The organism is Acidovorax sp. GW823-FHT05D11 (assembly GCF_058795695.1).
The window spans coordinates 1242597-1258938 of record NZ_CM179502.1 but is presented as its reverse complement, the minus strand read 5'-3'; the positions used below and the strand labels follow the sequence as shown (position 1 = coordinate 1258938).

Sequence of the window (16342 nt, the reverse complement as noted above, 5' to 3'; positions counted from 1 at the left end):
GCGGCGGGTTGTCTTTTTTTGCCGCCGGACTGCCCCGGGGCAAAAAGCGGCCCCCCGGAGGGGCAGCGCCCCTGCGCAACAGCCAGCACGGGGGCATTTTTTGAGAGTCTGGACATGGAAAAACGCGTTCTCTTTCGCTCTGCGTGGCTGCCGTGGGTGCTTCTGGCACCCCAGTTGGCCATCATCAGCGTCTTCTTCTTCTGGCCCGCAGGCCAGGCCCTAGTGCAGTCGTTCCAGATGCAGGATTCCTTCGGCTTCTCGAGGGAATGGGTCGGTTTCGACAACTTCCGGGATCTGTTCCAGGACCCGGGCTATCTGGCGTCGTTCAAGACCACCGCCTTCTTCTCGATCCTGGTGGCGGTCAGCGGCATCAGCCTGTCGCTGATCCTGGCGATCTTCGCCGACCGCATCATCAAGGGCGCGATGGTCTACAAGACCGCGCTGCTGCTGCCCTATGCCGTGGCACCCGCCGTGGCGGGCGTGCTGTGGATGTTCATGTTCTCGCCGTCGCTCGGGGTGGTGGCCTACATGCTGCGCCAGTCGGGCTTCGACTGGAACCACATGCTCAACTCCGACCACGCCATGGCGCTGATCGTGATCGCCGCGGTGTGGAAGCAGATCTCCTACAACTTCCTGTTCTTCCTGGCGGGCCTGCAGTCCATCCCCAAGTCGCTCATCGAAGCCGCAGCCATTGATGGCGCGGGCCCCTGGCGCAGGTTCTGGAGCATCCAGTTTCCGCTGCTCTCGCCCACCACGTTCTTCCTGCTCGTGATCAACGTGGTGTATGCCTTCTTCGACACCTTCGCCATCGTGGACGCCACCACGCAGGGCGGCCCGGGCCGCGATACCGCCATCCTGGTCTACAAGGTGTACCACGATGGGTTCAAGGCCATGGACATGGGCGGATCGGCCGCGCAGTCGGTGGTGCTGATGGTGATCGTGGTGGTGCTCACCGTGATCCAGTTCCGCTACGTCGAGAAGAAAGTGCAGTACTAGATGACTCCCCCCCGAAGCGCCTGTGGCGCCTCCCCCTCGAGGGGGCTCCTCCAGCGGCCCGGCAAAGCCGGTTCCGCGGTGGCACGCGCATTGGCACTCCTTAATTCACGCATGTCTTCTTCATCGCCCCTCTCTCCTGGAGCCCTCGCATGGTAGAGCGCAGTCCTTATCTCACCGCGTTCTCGCACCTCATCATGGTGCTGGGCGTGATCATCGTCGGCTTTCCGCTGTACCTGGCCTTCGTGGCCTCGACCCACACCGCGCAGGACATCGTGCAGGTGCCCATGCCCATGGTGCCCGGCGGCAACTTCTGGCAGACCTACCACGACGCCCTGTTCGGCGGCGGCACGGGCGCGGGCTCCACCGCGCCGGTGGCGCGCATGATGTGGGTGAGCTTCGTCACCGCCATCGTCATCACGCTGGGCAAGATCGCCATCTCGCTGCTGTCGGCGTTCGCCATCGTGTACTTCCGCTTCCCCTTCAAGGGCATCTGCTTCTGGCTGATCTTCATCACGCTGATGCTGCCGGTGGAAGTGCGCATCGGCCCCACCTACCAGGTGGTGTCGGACCTGGGCATGCTCAACACGTATGCGGGCCTCACGGTGCCGCTGATCGCGTCGGCCACCGCCACGTTCCTGTTCCGGCAGTTCTTCCTCACGGTGCCCGACGAACTGGTGGAGGCCGCCCGCGTGGACGGCGCGGGCCCCATGCGCTTCTTCAAGGACATCCTGGTGCCGCTGTCGCGCACGTCGATCGCCGCGCTGTTCGTGATCCAGTTCATCTACGGCTGGAACCAGTACCTGTGGCCGCTGCTGGTGACCACCTCGGAAGACATGTACCCCGTGGTGATCGGCATCAAGCGCATGCTGGCCGGCGGCGACGCGGGCAACGAATGGAACATCGTGATGGCCACGGCCCTCCTGGCCATGCTGCCTCCGGCCTTCGTGGTGGTGGTCATGCAGCGCTGGTTCGTCAAGGGCCTGGTGGACACCGAGAAATAAGACAAAACCCCTGCCAGCGCTTATCCATTCAGCACTTGTAGCTATCAAATTCATTGCATCATGGCATCCATCTCCCTTCGCAACATCATCAAGCGCTACGGCCATGGCCCCAAGGCCAACCAGGTGATCCACGGCGTGAACGCCGAGGTCCAGGACGGCGAGTTCATCGTCATCGTGGGCCCCTCGGGCTGCGGCAAGTCCACCCTGCTGCGCATGGTCGCGGGCCTGGAGGAAATCTCCGGCGGCGAGCTTCGCATCGGCGACCGCGTGGTGAACAACCTGGAACCCGCCCAGCGTGACATCGCGATGGTGTTCCAGAACTACGCGCTGTACCCGCACATGACGAACTTCGACAACATGGCCTATGGCCTGAAGATCGCCAAGGTGCCCAAGGAGGAAATCAGGGCGCGCGTGGACAAGGCCGCCAAGATCCTCGAACTGGGCCATCTGCTCGAACGCAAGCCGCGCGAGCTGTCGGGCGGCCAGCGCCAGCGGGTGGCCATGGGCCGTGCCATCGTGCGCCAGCCCCAGGTGTTCCTGTTCGACGAGCCGCTATCCAACCTGGACGCCAAGCTGCGCGCCCAGACCCGCCTCGAGATCCAGAAGCTGCACCGCGAACTGGGCATCACCAGCCTGTTCGTGACGCATGACCAGGTCGAGGCCATGACGCTGGCGCAGCGCATGATCGTGATGAACGCCGGCAACATGGAGCAGTTCGGCACGCCCGAAGAGGTCTACCACACGCCCGCCACCACCTTCGTGGCCAGCTTCATCGGCTCGCCGCCCATGAACCTGCTCAAGAACGCCCCCAGCGCCGCGCCCGGCACCATCCTGGGCATCCGCCCCGAGCACCTGGACGTGCGCAGCGAAGGTTGGGAAGTCAAGGTCGAGACGGTGGAGCTGCTGGGCGCCGAGCGCCTCATCTACGGCCGCATCCATGGCGAACAGATCATTGTGCGCGTGGAAGAAGGCACCCATGCGCCCGCGCCTGACTCGGTGATCCACGTGGTGCCGCGCCCAGACCGCCTGCATGCGTTCGACGCCACCACCGGAAAAAGAAAGTGACCCACCCCTGAGCGGCTTCGCCGCCTTCCCCTTCTCCCGGCTGCGCCGGAAAGGGGGACGACGCCGTCGCTGCGGGGCGGCCCTTGCTCGGCGTCCGCGCGCGGTGCCGTGCCAGTGGCCACCGCGGCGTGGCACGCAAACCACGAGGCAAGATGACCATGTCTACTCCCTGGCCCTACCCCCGCTGGATCGCCCACCGTGGCGCCGGCAAGCTGGCCCCTGAAAACACCCTGGCCGCGTTCCGGCTGGGCGCCCGGCATGGCTACCGCATGTTCGAGTGCGACGCCAAGCTGAGTGCCGACGGCGTGCCGTTCCTGATGCACGACGCCACGCTGGACCGCACCACCAACGCGGCGCAGGCGCTGGGCACCACCGACAGCCGCACCGGGGGCGATCACCCCTGGAGCGCATTGGCCCAGCTGGACGCGGGCAGCTGGCATTCGCGCACCCACGCGGGCGAGCCGTTGCCCACCCTGGAGAACACGGCGCGCTATTGCATCGCCAACGGCTTCTTCCTGAACATCGAGATCAAGCCAACGCCCGGGGTCGAGGAAAAAACGGGCCGGGTGGTAGGGGAACATGCGGCGCGTCTGTGGCAGGGCCAGGCCGTGCAGCCCCTGTTCTCATCCTTCCAGCCCGACGCGCTGGCGGGCGCCCGGGCCACGGCCCCCCACATCCCGCGCGCGCTGCTGCTGGACACGTTGCGCGACGGCTGGCTGGACCTGGCCCGCCAGCTGGACTGCGTGGCCATCGTGTGCAACCACGCACTGTGGGATGCGGCGCTGGTCGCGCAGGTCCACGGCGCGGGCCTGCGTGCGCTGAGCTACACGGTGAACGACGACTGGGCCGCGCAGCGGCTCCTCCACCTGGAAACCGACGGCATCATCACCGACCGCGTGGACTTTTTTTCGCCCGCCACGCCCTAGGGCCTGCCATCGCCCCAACCCCGCCCCAACCCCGCCCCAAGGCCCGCGCCACCGTGGAACCGGCTTTGCCGGGCCACCGGTGGCGTCCCCCTTCCAGGGGGAAGGCGCGCAGCGCCTCAGGGGATCAGTCCAATTTAGCGCCCGACTTCTTCACCGCGTCGGCCCAGCGCGGCATCTCTGCAGCCAGGAATTTCGCGAAGTCGTCCGACCCCAGGAAGGCCGGGTCCGCCCCCTGAGTCACCATGCGGTTGCGCACCTCGGGCATCTGCAGCACCTGGCCGAAGGCATCGCTGAGCTTGTTGACAACATCCTTGGGTGTCCCGGCCGGAGCCAGGAAGCCGTAGAAGCCCACCACCTCGAAACCCTTGATGCCGCTCTCGATCACCGTGGGCACGTCAGGCAGCGCGGGGTTGCGCTCCTTGCTGGTCACGGCCAGGGCGCGCACCTTGCCCTGCTTGTGGTAGCTGGCGGCCTGCGGAATGCTTTCGGCCATGAACTGCACCTGGCCGCCCATGAGGTCGGTGAACGCGGGTGCGCTGCCCCGGTAGGGGATGTGCACCATGAACAGGCCGGTGGCCGTCTTGAACATCTCGGGCACCAGGTGGCTGATGCCGCCATTGCCCGCCGAGCCGAAGTTGACCTGGCCCGGCCGCGACTTGGCGTAGGCCATGAACTCCTGCAGGTTTTTGGCGGGCACGCCAGGGTTCACCAAAAGGGCCAACGGCTGCATGGCGGTGCGCGCGATGGGCACAAAATCCTTGAGCGTGGAATACGGCAGGCGGCTGTAGAGCCCGGGGTTGATCACCATCACGCCCGTGTTGGCCAGCATGATGGTGTGGCCGTCGGGCGGCGCTTTCATCACGTCTTGCGCGCCCACGGTGCCACCCGCACCGGCCTTGTAGTCCACCACCACGGGCTGGCCCAGCACGGCCTGCAGCTTGTCGGTGAGCAAGCGTGCATGCTGGTCCAGCGGACCGCCGGCCGGAAAGCCGATGACGATGCGCACGGGCTTGGAAGGAAAGGCCTGCTGGGCCTGCGCGGCCACCGACAGGGCGAGCCCCGCGGCCAGTACGGGCCAGGAATGCTTGAGCGTCATCGTGTTCTATCTCCAGGTTTTTGTGTTGTTGAGGATCGGGGAGTGTGCACCCGCCCCGCCCGGCGGCGGGTGCGGGGCATGGCACGGCATTGCGCGCGGGTGTGCGGCCGGTCAGGCCTTCCAGCCGCGCACCAGCACCCACTGGCAGGTGGCGCAGGCCACCACCAGCGCGGCATAGGTCAGCATACGGCCGTCGCGCCCCCACACCACCAGTCCGGCGGCCAGGGTTGCCGCGCCCACGGTGAAGACGATCGCAAGGCGAAACCCGCCAGACAGCGGCAGGGGTGTTCTGGAGCCGATGAAGCGCCCCGACAAGGCAAGCAGCAGGGCCGCGGCCGCGGCGGGTGCCACGAAGTTGAGCAGGTGATTGAAAACGTCCAGAGGACCCATGGAATTGACCCACATCAAGGCTTGAACAGGCAAGGCCGCCTGTTCGGGCCAACAATTTTATAATCGGGAACTATGGCAGTCTGGGCCCTCGGCATCAACCACACCACCGCGCCGCTCGATCTGCGCGGCCGGTTCGCGTTCGCGCTCGACCAGATCGCCCCCACATTGCACGGTTTGCGCCAGTCGCTGGGCACCTCCAGCCGCCACCCCGGGGTGGAAACGGCCATCATCTCCACCTGCAACCGCACCGAAATCTACTGCGCGGGCGAGCAGCCCGCCATGGACCACACGCTGGGCTGGCTGGCCCAGAGCGGCGGCGTGAGCCCCGCGCTGCTGCGCTCGCACTCCTACACGCTCGAGGACAGCCTGGTCGCGCGCCACGCCTTCCGCGTGGCCAGCGGGCTCGACTCGATGGTGCTGGGCGAGGCCCAGATCCTGGGCCAGATGAAGGATGCCGTGCGCGCCGCCGAGACCGCTGGCGCCCTGGGCACCACGCTCAACCAGCTCTTCCAGCGCAGCTTCGCCGTGGCCAAGGAGGTGCGCACCAGCACCGAGATCGGCGCGCACAGCATCAGCATGGCCGCCGCCGCCGTGCGCCTGGCCAGCCAGCTGTTCGAAGACCTCGGCAAGATCCGCGTGCTGTTCGTCGGCGCGGGCGAGATGATCGAGCTGTGCGCCACGCACTTCGCGGCCAAGAACCCCAAGCAGATCGCGATTGCCAACCGCACGCTGGAGCGCGGCGAAAAGCTCGCCACCCGTTTTGGCGGCGAGGTGATGCGCCTGGCCGACCTGCCCGAGCGCCTGCACGAGTTCGACGCCGTCATCAGCTGCACCGCCAGCAGCCTGCCCATCATCGGCCTGGGCGCCGTGGAGCGCGCGCTGAAAAAGCGCCGCCACCGCCCCATCTTCATGGTCGACCTGGCCGTGCCACGCGACATCGAACCCGAGGTCAAGGCCCTGGGCGACGTGTACCTGTACACCGTGGACGACCTGGCCACCGTGGTGCAGACGGCCCAGGCCAACCGCCAGGCCGCCGTGGCGCAGGCCGAGGCCATCATCGACGCGGGCGTGCAGAGCTTCATGCACTGGATGGAGCTGCGCAGCCCGGCCGGCGAGACCGGCGGCGTGGTGCCGCTGATCCAGCAGCTCAACGCCCAGACCGACGAGTGGCGCGCCCTGGAGATCGCGCGCGCCAAGAAGCTGCTGGCCAAGGGCGAGGATGTGGACGCCGTGCTCGAAGCCCTCTCGCGTGGCCTCACACAGAAAATGCTGCACGGCACCCTGGCCGAGCTGCGCGCGGGCGACGCCGAGATGCGCGCCCAGACGGCCCAGACCGTCTCGCGCCTGTTCCTGCGCTCGCAAAGCAAGACCCCCCACAACGGCCTGTAGCGGCGCCCGCCCGCACCCCAGCCCGTTCCGATTTCAAGCCAGATCGGCCCTCAGCGCTTGATACACAAGCGCTAACAGCTACAAAATCCGTAGCAACCCATTTCTCCAGGATTCCATGAAACCCTTTCTCCGAAGCCAGCTGGAGCGCTACGCGCAGCGCCTGGGCGAACTCGACTTCCTGCTCTCGCGCGAGGACATCATGAGCGACATGGCGCAGTACCGCACCATCTCGCGCGAGCATGCCGAGGTCACGCAGGTGGCGGGCCGCTACGCCCGCTACCAGCAGCGCGAGGCCGACCTGGCCGGCGCGCGCGAGATGCTGGCCGACCCCGACATGGCCGAGATGGCGCAGGAAGAAATCACCAGTGCCGAAGCCGAACTGCTGCAGCTGGAAGACGAATTGCAGCGCCTGCTGTTGCCGAAGGACCCTGACGACGCGCGCAATGCGTTCGTCGAAATCCGCGCCGGCACGGGCGGCGACGAATCGGCCCTGTTCGCGGGCGACCTCACGCGCATGTACACCCGCTACGCCGACCGCGTGGGCTGGAAGGTGGAGATCGTGAGCGAGAACGCGGCCGAGCTGGGGGGCTACAAGGAAATCGTGCTGCGCATCGAAGGCGAGAACGTCTACGGCGCGCTCAAGTTCGAGTCCGGCGGCCACCGCGTGCAGCGCGTGCCCGCCACCGAAACACAGGGCCGCATCCACACCAGCGCCTGCACCGTGGCCGTGATGCCCGAGCCCGACGAGCACGAGGCCATCAAGCTCAACGCGGCCGACCTGCGCATCGACACCTTCCGCGCATCCGGCGCGGGCGGCCAGCACATCAACAAGACCGACTCCGCCGTGCGCGTGGTGCACTTGCCCACCGGCATCGTGGCCGAATGCCAAGACGGCCGCAGCCAGCACGCCAACAAGGCCAAGGCCCTGCAGGTGCTACAGGCGCGCATTCAAGAAAAAGAACGCAGCGAGCGTGCCGCCAAGGAGGCCGCGCTGCGCAAGGGCCTGATCGGCAGCGGCGACCGCAGCGACCGCATCCGCACCTACAACTTTCCGCAGGGGCGCCTGACGGACCACCGCATCAACCTCACGCTGTACAAGCTGCTGTACGTGATGGAAGGCGACCTGGCCGACGTGCTGCAGGCCCTGGCCCACGCGCGCGAGGCCGAGCAGCTGGAAGAGCTGGAGATGGGCACCACGGGCTGATCTCCATTCCAGGATTTGAACCAAACTGGCCTCTGGCGCTTGATGGACATGCGCCAGTAGCTATCAAAATAGTAGTGAACAACACCTCCCCCACCCTTGCCCAGGCTTTGGCCCAGGCCCGCACCCTGGGCCTGGAACGCATCGATGCGCAACTGCTGCTGCTGCACGCCCTGGCCCGGCCCGACGCCGGCCGCGCCTGGCTGCTGGCGCACGACACGGACGCGCTGGACGAGGCCGTGCACGCCTGGTTCATCGCCCTGTGCCAGCGCCGCGTGGCGGGCGAGCCCGTGGCCTACCTCACCGGCCGCAAGGAGTTCTACGGCCTGCCCCTGGAGGTGGATGCGCGCGTGCTGGACCCGCGCCCCGACACCGAAACGCTGGTGGACTGGGCGCTGGAGGTGATGGCCCCGTTGCCCGCCCCCCGCGTCGTGGACCTGGGCACCGGCAGCGGCGCCATCGCGCTGGCGCTGCAGCACCAGCGCCCCACCGCCCAGGTGCTGGCGGTGGACGCGAGCGCCGATGCGCTGGCCGTGGCGCAGGCCAACGCCCGGCGCCTGGACCTGGCCGTGCAGTTCCAGCCAGCGAACTGGCTGGCAGGCGTGCCGGGCCTGTTCGATGCCATCGTCTCCAACCCTCCCTACATCGCCAGCGCCGACCCGCACCTGGCCGCGCTCAGGCACGAGCCCCTGCAGGCATTGGCCAGCGGCGCCGACGGGCTCGACGACATCCGCGCCATCGTGGCCCAGGCCCCCGCGCACCTGCGGCCCGGCGGCTGGCTGCTGCTGGAGCACGGGCACGACCAGGCCCCCGCCGTGCGGGCCCTGCTCGCCGCCACCGGTTTCATCCAGGTGCAAAGCCGCAACGATCTGGCCGGCATCGCGCGCTGCTCGGGCGGACAGTGGCCGACAGTGAAATAATCCCCCCATCGCGGGCCGGTGAGGCTCGCCCGCCTCTTTCAAGGAGTATCCCCATGAGCGACACCCAGCAACGCATCGACGCCCTCGTCAAATCCAGCGACATCCTGCTGTTCATGAAGGGCAGCGCCAGCTTCCCCATGTGCGGCTTCTCGGGCCGCGCCATCCAGATCCTGAAGGCCTGCGGCGTGGACCCCAAAGCCGTGGTCACCGTCAACGTGCTCGAGGACGACGAAATCCGCCAGGGCATCAAGGACTACAGCAACTGGCCCACGATTCCCCAGCTGTACGTGAAGGGCGAGTTCATCGGCGGCTCGGACATCATGATGGAGATGTACGAGTCGGGCGAACTCAAGCAGGTGCTGGGCACCGAAGGCTGAGCCCATATCGGTTCGCACCCACACAGCCGCCTGCGGGCGGCTTTTTGCTTTCGCTCCAGGGCGATATGGAAATGGGGAAACTACCCCATGGAGGGGCAACCGAGAATGTTTGACTTCATGGTAAAACCGCCGTCTGCTCAGGCTCTCCCCCAAGACACCCATGAATCCCAAAAGCACTTTTGGCAGACGTGTATCGCGCGTTGTCGCGGCCTTTTTTCTTACGGCCCTTCTCGCGGCATGCGGTGGTTCAGACGACCCGAGTCCACCCGTTGCGTCCGAGCCACCGCCCGGCAATCCAGTCCCGACCGACCCGCCAACTGTGCCCTCCGGGCTCGCGAAATATGTGGGCACCTGGGAAGCCTGCTCATCTGCATTCCTCAAAACGACTTACTCCATCACTCTGAACGAGAATGGCAGCTTGGGCCTGGTGGCAAAAGGCACCTATTACACCGGCCCAGGTTGTACGGGGGACGCCAGAGCTGAACTAACACAAACGCCCCGCGTTCTTTCACACGCTGGGCAAACCACGCGTACTGCACGCACGTGGAATTCTGCGCACTATCCTGAAATCAACATCACCGCCGAGTTCGACGATTTTGTTTCTACTGGCACGGTTGGCTGGACACTCGTTGGTCCCGAGGTCCATGAGTTCATCCAGTTTGGCGTCTACTCTTGCTTGCCGGTTCCCATCGGAGGTCGGCAGTGTTACCTGCGCCCAAGCTCCCACATTCAGGAGATCAATGTGGCGATGCACCGGGTTGGCGCAACCATGTATTTCTTCAATCGGCCATCCGAATTGGGCGCCAGCATGTCGGAGGGCATCCCCTTCCAGAAGGTGCAATAGCCAACTGGTTGGGCCCGTAGAGCTTCGAGAGGCTTTGTAACACTTCGAGAGATTCAATGGACTTTCGTCCGATCCATTGAACCCCTATCATCCGGCCGGCACGTTGTGTGCTTGAATGGTTGCGTGACCTCACACCACGAAGGAGCATGCAATGACCAGCCATAGCCTTGTTCCCCAGCCACCCGCCCTGCGCCTGCCGGTGGCCCAGATGCGCAACGTGTTCCACCCCGGCGATGTCGAGCGCAAGCTCGCACGGCTGCAGGAGTCCGGCAACCAGCGCGAATACGAAACCCTGCGCACCGTCTACGAACGCATGCTGGAGCGTGGCCCGGAGCGCTTTCAGGTCAAGCCCTCGGGCATCCCCGACATGGCCAGCCTGTACGGGCAGTTGCCCAACTTCACCGAGGTGCTGGACGACGTGAAGCGCCACGTGGCATTGGCGCAGGACAGCAGCGACGGCCTGGAGGTCACGCCCATGCTGCTGCTGGGCCCGCCCGGCATCGGCAAGACCCACTTCGCGCGCCATCTGGCCGAGTTGCTGGGCACCGGCATGAACCTGCTGCCCATGAGCTCCATGACCGCGGGCTGGCTGCTGTCGGGCTCATCGGCGCAATGGAAGGGAGCGCGCCCGGGCAAGGTGTTCGAGGCCCTGGTGGAGGGCGAATACGCCAATCCCGTCATCGTCGTCGACGAAATCGACAAGGCCAGCACCGATGCGCAGTACGACCCCATGGGCGCGCTGTACAGCCTGCTGGAGCACGACACGGCGCAGAGCTTCACCGACGAGTTCGCCGAGATCCCCATCGACGCGAGCCAGGTCATCTGGATCACCACGGCCAATGATGAACGGGGCATTCCCGACCCCATCCTCAACCGCATGAATGTGTACCAGGTGCAGCCGCCCAACCAGGAACAGGCCCGCGCCATCGCCCTGAACCTCTACCACGGCATCCGCGCGGGGCACGACTGGGGTCGGCGCCTCGACCCCGACCCCACGCCGGACGTGCTGGACCAGCTGGCCCAGATGCCGCCGCGCGAGATGCGCCGCGCGCTCATGACCGGCTTCGGCAACGCGCGGCTCGCGCAGCGCAGCACCGTGGAGGTGTCGGACCTGCCGCGCGCCGCCAGCGCCAAGGGGCGCATGGGTTTCATGCAGTAGCCAGGCAACGCTGGCTGGAGGCGGCCCAGGCGCCAGCGCTGCCGGGCCTCCTCCAGCCCCGGCAGCGTGGGCGCGCACTGGGACGGCAGGCAGGCTGGCCGCTACACTTGTCCAAGGGGCTTGCCCAGCGCCCTGCCCGCCTTCGCCGTAGCCCGTCCCATGACCCTGTCCCAAAGCCTTTTCATCATCGGCCTGCTCATCGCGGCCAGCGCCTTTTTTTCGATGGCCGAGATTTCGCTCGCGGCGGCGCGCCGCCTGCGTTTGCGCCAGATGGCCGATGAGGGGGACGCGCGCGCTGACCGGGTGCTGCGCATGCAGGAGCAGCCCGGCGACTACTTCACGGTGGTGCAGGTGGGCCAGAACGCCGTGGCCATCCTCGGCGGTATCGTGGGCGAGGGAGCGCTGAGCCCCCATTTCAGCGCATTGTTCGGACTGTGGTTTTCGGAGCCGACCGCGCAGACCGCCGGCTTCCTCGCGTCGTTCCTGGTCATCACCTCGCTGTTCATCCTGTTTGCCGACCTGTTTCCCAAGCGCCTGGGCATGGCCGAGCCGGAGCGCCTGGTGGTGCGGCTGGCACAGCCCATGGCCTGGTGCATGACGCTGCTGCGCCCCGTGGTGTGGTTCTACAGCCGGGGGGCCGATGCGCTGTTCCGGGTGCTGGGCATGTCGTCCCTGCGCGATGACCGCATCACCTCGGACGACATCCTGGCGATGATGGAGGCGGGCGCGCGCGCCGGGGTGCTGGCGGCCCGCGAGCAGCAGGTCATCACCAACGTGTTCGAGCTGGATACGCGCACGGTGTCCAGCGCCATGTCGCCCCGCGACCGGATCGCCTTCTTCCTGCGCGACGAGCCCGACTCCGTCATCCGCCTGCGCATCGCGGCCGAGCCGTTTTCGACCTACCCCGTCTGCGAGCGCGACATCGACCACGTGGTGGGTTACGTGGACGCGAAGGATCTCTTCCAGCGCGTGCTGAACAACCAGCCCATCTCGCTGGCGGACGACAGCCTGGTGCGCAAGGTGCTGATCGTGCCCGACCGGCTCACCCTCTCGGAGGTGCTGGAGCAGTTCCGCCAGGTGCACGAGGACTTTGCCGTCATCGTCAACGAGTACAGCCTGGTGGTGGGCGTGGTGACCCTGAACGACGTGATGAGCACGGTGATGGGCGACCTGGTGGGCCCGGCGGACGAAGAGCAGATCGTGCGGCGCGACGAGAATTCATGGCTCATCGACGGTGTCACGCCGATCGAAGACGTGCTGCATGCGCTGTCGCTCGACGAATTGCCCCACGCGGAAGAATACGAGACGCTGGCCGGCTTCCTGATGGTGATGCTGCGCCGCGTACCGCGCCGCACGGACAGCGTGAGCTGGGGCGGCTACAAGTTCGAGGTGCTGGACGTGGACAGCTACCGCATCGACCAGGTGATGGTGTCCCGCCTGGGTGCGCCCCAGGCGGAAAGCCCTGCCGCGCCCCCTCCGGCGGACAGCACCGCGGCGCCTGTGAAGTAGGGATGCCTTCGCGGTCATGCCCGTCGGGCCCGGTGCGGCACGGCGCCTGCCACAGCGGCCTGCCAAAGCATGGATCAAATCGGGCTCCAACGCCCTCAGCATAAGCGCCAGCAGCTATAGGAATAGGAGCACCCGTATCCGCATCGATGGCCGCTGCGCGGATTCCACGGGTCTGTCCTCCGGCGCCGGGCTGCGTTGGCACCAAGGCCGGGCGCCGCAGGGGACCGCTTCAGGCTGCGGGCAGCTGAGGCTTCTCGCCAAACAGCCAGTTGCGCTGGGCGCCAAACACCGCATCCGGGTAGGGCGAGCGCCCACGGCTGCCGTTGTAGCGGCCCAGCGCCATGAACAGGTCACCCCGTTCCCGGTCGACGTAGTGGCGAAGGATCACGCAGCCAAAGCGCAGATTGGTCTGCAGATGGAACAGCTTGCCCGCATCGCCGTCGCCGATCACGCGCGTCCAGAACGGCATGACCTGCATGTAGCCGCGAGCGCCCACGCTGGAGACGGCAAACTTGCGGAAGGCGCTTTCGACCTGGATCAGCCCCAGGACCAGGGAGACATCGAGCCCGGCGCGCTTGGATTCGTACCAGGCGGTCTGCAGGAAGTCGCGCCGGATCTCCCACTCGGGTTTGCGGCGGCGCAGCCGGTCACTCATGGTGCCCAGCCAGCGCAGGTAGTGGATGCGGGCCTCGGTGGTGAAGAACTCGGGTTCGGGCGGGGCCTGGTTGGCAATGGCCGAGCTCAGCGCCGTGCGCACGGAGTCCATCAGGGGCTCTTCGAGCTGGCCGCCCGCATGCGCCGCTGCAGGGGCCGCCAGCCACGCCGCGGGGGCGGACAGGGCGGCCAGGCATGCACGGCGGGACAGGCCGCCGCCCTCGGGCGTCCCCCCTACCGCCAAAGCCAGCCGCGCCTCGCTCATACCGCCATGCGGCCCTTCACGTGGGCCAGGATGTCTGCCGTGGGCACCTTGGTGGCCGCCGTGTCACGGCGATGCTGGTATTCGACCACGCCCTCCTTGAGGCTCTTGTCGCCGATGGTCACGCGGTGCGGCACGCCGATCAGCTCCCAATCGGCGAACATGGCGCCAGGGCGCTCGCCACGGTCGTCCAGGATCACGTCCACGCCCGCGGCCAGCAGGTCCGCATACAGCGATTCGGCCGTGGCCTTGACGGCCTCGCTGCGGTCCATGCCGACGGGGCACACGACCACGGTGAACGGAGCGATGGCGTCGGGCCAGATGATGCCGCGCTCGTCATGGTTCTGCTCGATGGCGGCGGCGGGCAGGCGCGTGACGCCGATGCCATAGCAGCCCATCTCGAAGAAGGCAGGCTTGCCGTCGTCACCCAGGAAGGTGGCGTTCATGTCCTTGCTGTACTTGGTGCCCAGATAGAACACGTGGCCCACCTCGATGCCGCGTTCGATGGCCAGTTCGCCCTTGTCGTCGGGCGAGCGGTCGCCCGCCACCACGTTGCGCAGGTCGGCCACGGCATCGGGCTCGGGCAGGTCGCGGCCCCAGTTGACGCCGGTGATGTGGAAATCGGGCTCGTTGGCGCCGCAGATCCAGTCGGCCATGACGGCCACCTCGCGGTCCACCACGATCTTGAGAGGCTTCTTCAGGCCGATGGGGCCCAGGTAGCCGGGCTTGCAGCCAAAGTGGTCCTCGATTTCGGAGAGCGTGGCAAAGCGGAAACCCGCCATGCCCGGCACCTTGGCCACCTTGATCTCGTTCATGTCGTGATCGCCGCGCAGCAGCAGCAGCCAGACCTGGGTCTTGACGATCTCGCCCGCCTCATTGGTTTCGTCCGTGGCCAGGACCAGCGACTTCACGGTGGTCGCCAGTGGCACGCCAAGCAGCTCTGCCACGTCGGCGCAGGTGCTCTTGCCCGGCGTGGCCGTCTTGGTCAGCGCCCCCGTGGCAGCGCCGCGTGGACCGGCGGGGGCTAGGGCTTCGGCCTTTTCCATGTTGGCGGCGTAGTCGCTCGCCGGGCAGTAGACGATGGCGTCCTCGCCGGTGGCGGCGATCACCTGGAACTCTTCGGAAAGGTCGCCACCGATGGCGCCGCTGTCGGCCGCCACGGCGCGGTAGGTCAGGCCAAAGCGGTCAAAAATGCGGCGATAGGCCTGTGCCATGACCTGGTAGCTGGCCTTGGCCGCCGCCTGGTCGCGGTCGAAGCTGTAGGCGTCCTTCATGATGAACTCGCGGCCACGCATCAGGCCAAAGCGTGGGCGGCGCTCATCGCGGAACTTGGTCTGGATCTGGTAGAAGTTCTTGGGCAGCTGCTTGTAGCTCTTGAGCTCCTGGCGCGCGATGTCAGTGATCACTTCCTCGCTGGTGGGCTGCACCACGAAATCGCGGCCATGGCGGTCCTGGATGCGCAGCAACTCGGGGCCCATCTTGTCGAAACGGCCCGTTTCCTGCCACAGCTCGGCCGGCTGCACCACGGGCATGGTCAGCTCCACGGCCCCCGCGCGGTTCATCTCCTCGCGCACGATGGCCTCGACCTTGCGGATCACCCGCAGCCCCATGGGCATGTAGTTGTAGATGCCAGCGCCCAGCTTCTTGATCAGCCCCGCCCGCGTCATGAGTTTGTGGCTGACCACTTCGGCATCCGCCGGAGCTTCCTTGAGGGTGGAAATAAAGAATTGGGAGGCTTTCATCGGAATCGATTTCGGGCAGAACGGGGCAGCCCACTTGCTGCACGCTAGGCGCCGTGCATAATGGACATAGTTTAAAAATTTGGGGTTTGATTATGCTTGACCGGGACGGCTTTCGGCCGAACGTCGGCATCATCCTGCTCAACCAGAAAAACCAGGTGTTCTGGGGCAAGCGCATACGCACCCACAGCTGGCAGTTCCCGCAAGGCGGCATTGACCGGGGTGAAACCCCCGAACAGGCCATGTTCCGTGAACTGCATGAAGAAGTGGGATTATTGCCCAACCACGTGCGCGTGGTGGCCCGCACCCGGGACTGGTTGCGCTATGAGGTGCCTGACCGGTACATCCGCCGCGATGCACGCGGACACTACAAAGGCCAGAAACAAATCTGGTATCTGCTTCAACTGGTGGGCCACGACTGGGACCTGAACCTCCGTGCCACCAACCACCCGGAATTCGACGCCTGGCGCTGGAACGACTACTGGGTTCCTCTGGACGTGGTGGTCGAATTCAAGCGAGGCGTCTATGAGATGGCCCTCACGGAACTGGCGCGCTACCTGCCCCGCCACGAGCAGCGCAACCGCTACCTGCGCAGCGGCATGCGCACGCGCGAAGGGGAGCACGCGGGCACGATGTTCCGAACCGGGTCCATGCTGATCAATCCGGGAATGGAGCTCCCTCCGGGCGCCAGCTTCGATCCCGACCCGCAGAACAGTGTGCCGGGGGAGCTGGACGGCCTGCCCACGGTCACCACGCCGCGCTAGCCCTTCAGTGGCCAGCCGCCATGAAAAACGCCTGCACAGAGCAGGCGTTT

At 66.5% G+C, this 16342-nt stretch carries 16 protein-coding genes; 12 read left to right on the top strand and 4 right to left on the bottom strand.

The window, feature by feature from the left end:
• The first annotated feature begins 114 nt into the window (after positions 1-114).
• The 4 genes from ugpA to ugpQ all read left to right on the top strand — a co-directional run bounded on the left by ugpA (position 115) and on the right by ugpQ (position 3988).
• Positions 115-996: a sn-glycerol-3-phosphate ABC transporter permease UgpA gene (gene ugpA / locus AC3RCE_RS05775; protein WP_218293492.1), complete on the top strand. Its 882-nt coding sequence runs from the start codon at positions 115-117 to the stop codon at positions 994-996.
• A gap of 149 nt (positions 997-1145) precedes the next feature.
• Positions 1146-1997 (top strand): sn-glycerol-3-phosphate ABC transporter permease UgpE, encoded by an 852-nt coding sequence (ugpE, locus tag AC3RCE_RS05770; protein ID WP_218293491.1) that lies wholly within the window; start codon positions 1146-1148, stop codon positions 1995-1997.
• A 60-nt stretch (positions 1998-2057) separates the two neighbouring features.
• Complete coding sequence (gene ugpC, locus AC3RCE_RS05765) at positions 2058-3062, top strand: sn-glycerol-3-phosphate ABC transporter ATP-binding protein UgpC (protein WP_218293490.1); 1005 nt, start codon at positions 2058-2060, stop codon at positions 3060-3062.
• Between the two features lie 152 nt (positions 3063-3214).
• On the top strand, positions 3215-3988 hold the full coding sequence (ugpQ, locus tag AC3RCE_RS05760; protein ID WP_492254702.1) for a glycerophosphodiester phosphodiesterase: 774 nt from the start codon (positions 3215-3217) through the stop codon (positions 3986-3988).
• Between the two features lie 124 nt (positions 3989-4112).
• On the opposite strand, the gene AC3RCE_RS05755 is transcribed toward ugpQ, so the two are convergent.
• Together AC3RCE_RS05755 and AC3RCE_RS05750 are read right to left on the bottom strand one after the other, a co-directional pair.
• The gene (locus AC3RCE_RS05755) at positions 4113-5084 is read right to left on the bottom strand and encodes a Bug family tripartite tricarboxylate transporter substrate binding protein (protein WP_218293488.1); all 972 of its coding nucleotides are present in this window, start codon (positions 5082-5084) and stop codon (positions 4113-4115) included.
• Between the two features lie 111 nt (positions 5085-5195).
• The gene (locus tag AC3RCE_RS05750) at positions 5196-5474 is read right to left on the bottom strand and encodes a hypothetical protein (RefSeq protein ID WP_492254701.1); all 279 of its coding nucleotides are present in this window, start codon (positions 5472-5474) and stop codon (positions 5196-5198) included.
• 72 nt (positions 5475-5546) lie between these two features.
• Between AC3RCE_RS05750 and hemA the strand changes: the two genes are divergently transcribed.
• The 7 genes from hemA (at position 5547) to paeA (ending at position 12873) form a co-directional block, all read left to right on the top strand.
• Positions 5547-6863: a glutamyl-tRNA reductase gene (gene hemA / locus AC3RCE_RS05745; RefSeq protein WP_218293486.1), complete on the top strand. Its 1317-nt coding sequence runs from the start codon at positions 5547-5549 to the stop codon at positions 6861-6863.
• A gap of 115 nt (positions 6864-6978) precedes the next feature.
• Positions 6979-8067, top strand: coding sequence for a peptide chain release factor 1 (prfA, locus tag AC3RCE_RS05740; protein ID WP_492254700.1), 1089 nt, complete (start codon positions 6979-6981; stop codon positions 8065-8067).
• A 74-nt stretch (positions 8068-8141) separates the two neighbouring features.
• Positions 8142-8984 (top strand): peptide chain release factor N(5)-glutamine methyltransferase, encoded by an 843-nt coding sequence (gene prmC / locus AC3RCE_RS05735; protein WP_492254699.1) that lies wholly within the window; start codon positions 8142-8144, stop codon positions 8982-8984.
• A 53-nt stretch (positions 8985-9037) separates the two neighbouring features.
• Complete coding sequence (gene grxD, locus AC3RCE_RS05730) at positions 9038-9361, top strand: Grx4 family monothiol glutaredoxin (protein ID WP_218293483.1); 324 nt, start codon at positions 9038-9040, stop codon at positions 9359-9361.
• 160 nt (positions 9362-9521) lie between these two features.
• A complete protein-coding gene (locus tag AC3RCE_RS05725) occupies positions 9522-10205 on the top strand; it encodes a hypothetical protein (protein WP_218293482.1) in 684 nt (227 codons plus the stop codon).
• A gap of 151 nt (positions 10206-10356) precedes the next feature.
• Positions 10357-11364: an AAA family ATPase gene (locus AC3RCE_RS05720; RefSeq protein ID WP_218340314.1), complete on the top strand. Its 1008-nt coding sequence runs from the start codon at positions 10357-10359 to the stop codon at positions 11362-11364.
• Positions 11365-11523: 159 nt separating this feature from the next.
• Complete coding sequence (gene paeA, locus AC3RCE_RS05715) at positions 11524-12873, top strand: polyamine export protein PaeA (protein WP_492254698.1); 1350 nt, start codon at positions 11524-11526, stop codon at positions 12871-12873.
• A 229-nt stretch (positions 12874-13102) separates the two neighbouring features.
• Here the strand turns inward: paeA and AC3RCE_RS05710 are convergent, their stop codons facing one another.
• Together AC3RCE_RS05710 and AC3RCE_RS05705 are read right to left on the bottom strand one after the other, a co-directional pair.
• Entirely contained in the window at positions 13103-13792 is a 690-nt protein-coding gene (locus AC3RCE_RS05710; protein WP_492244174.1) for a lytic transglycosylase domain-containing protein, read from the bottom strand.
• Positions 13789-15531: a proline--tRNA ligase gene (locus AC3RCE_RS05705; protein ID WP_492254697.1), complete on the bottom strand. Its 1743-nt coding sequence runs from the start codon at positions 15529-15531 to the stop codon at positions 13789-13791. Before AC3RCE_RS05705 ends, AC3RCE_RS05710 begins: the two co-directional genes overlap by 4 nt.
• A 92-nt stretch (positions 15532-15623) precedes the next feature.
• On the opposite strand from AC3RCE_RS05705, the gene AC3RCE_RS05700 reads away from it, so the two are divergent.
• Complete coding sequence (locus tag AC3RCE_RS05700; RefSeq protein ID WP_218293477.1) at positions 15624-16292, top strand: RNA pyrophosphohydrolase; 669 nt, start codon at positions 15624-15626, stop codon at positions 16290-16292.
• Positions 16293-16342 lie beyond the last annotated feature (50 nt).